At 58.0% G+C, this 1,436-nt stretch carries 2 protein-coding genes; both read left to right on the forward strand.

The window, feature by feature from the left end; genetic code table 11:
* Positions 1-192 (forward strand): pyrophosphorylase (locus L6966_RS11885; protein WP_237233456.1); only part of this gene is annotated, 192 nt, incomplete at its 5' end.
* 123 nt (positions 193-315) lie between these two features.
* Positions 316-1,436, forward strand: a 1,121-nt coding sequence (locus tag L6966_RS11890; protein ID WP_237233457.1) for a DUF6531 domain-containing protein, incomplete at its 3' end; no start/stop codon positions are given.

Genomic DNA, 1,436 nt, shown 5'->3' on the forward strand with positions numbered 1-1,436 from the left:
GCCCTTGACAGCCAAGGCCAGCTACTCTCAGACCCCAACAACTGGGACGGCCCCCTAGCCCAGCAGTTCCGTGGCTCAACCTGGCCCGAAACCAAGACCGCCCTCGATAAGGCCAAGACCGAACTGGAAGAACTACAGCAGCAACTACAGAAAATCGCTCAGGACATCTTCACCGCCGGCGGCGGCTCCTAAGAACCCCCACCACCCTGCAAGGGAACACAGGAACTATACACCCCTGTGTTCCCTTGCATTCTTTCTAGACCCACCCTTGCCCCGTCACCCAACAGTAATTCTGCCTAAAGGACGCCGCACCCCATGAGCACCCCTGAGATCCCTTTTAATCCCGCCACCGCCAGCACCGTCCGAACCACTTTCAACAAGGTAGCTGATGCTCTGGACGAGCAGGCTAGATCCCGCTCGGCCGCTGCAACCACCATCATGGAGGAATTCAGGGGTCCTTACGCCACGGTCTATGAAGAGAACACCACCCACGTGCCAGGCGATATTAACAAACTGTCCCATGCCATGCGTGAGGTGGGCTACCTCATGGACCGGGCTATTGAAGCCTACGAAGAGGCCAAAGCTGATGCAGAGAAAAATGCGTTCCAGCAGTTCGGTGACGCCATAGCCACTGCGTTAGGTTTTGGTGAGGAGCCTGAAGTGCCTGCGGCTCCCTCCCTCCCAGCGGTAGCTACCCCCTCAACGGCCTCCAAGAACACACCCGGTGGTCCGGCAGGGACCGAAAGCACGGTTTCGGGTATCCCCTCCCAGATTCGTGATGGGGTGCAAAAACTGAAGGGGCTTGATCAGGATCTAGAGAATTACCCCGGGGAAATGACCGATGCCTTAGACGCTTACGCTACTGACTGTTCCTGGGCGCCGGTGGACGCTGGGGACATCCCAACCCAGTTGAAGAACTGGTTGGACGCTAACACCACCGAGACAGAATGGCTGGGCAAAATCGCTGACGAATTCGAGGCTATCACCGGGGACCCCAATGCTCTAGCCACCGTGCCCTATTCGGCTATGGAAGCATCGGTAGGCAGCGCCTCCTCTCTGGCTCGCGCGGCTATCGATATTCAATCGCCTACCATCCGCGGCTCGGAATCATCGGCCGGTTATATCGGTGACCCGGTCAATGCTGCAACCGGTAACTTTATTGAACCTGAAACTGACCTCGCTTTCACCGGGGCTTGTTCCACCCTGGCTTTGACTCGCATGTATAACTCCCTCAATAGTGAGGCTGGCGTCTTCGGTACCGGCTGGTCCTCCCCACTGGATATGCGTCTCATACTCAGCAACGAGAAGGCGACCTGGGTCAAAGAGGACGGCCAGCACCTGATCTTCCCCCGCTGCGGTGAGGGTTGGAACCGTGCGGAGTTGCATGCTCTGTGGCTGACCCGTGAGAACACCGCTGACCTGCCGGTTTCCCTACC

The organism is Rothia nasisuis (assembly GCF_928381405.1).
In the GTDB taxonomy this organism is placed as follows: domain Bacteria; phylum Actinomycetota; class Actinomycetes; order Actinomycetales; family Micrococcaceae; genus Rothia; species Rothia nasisuis.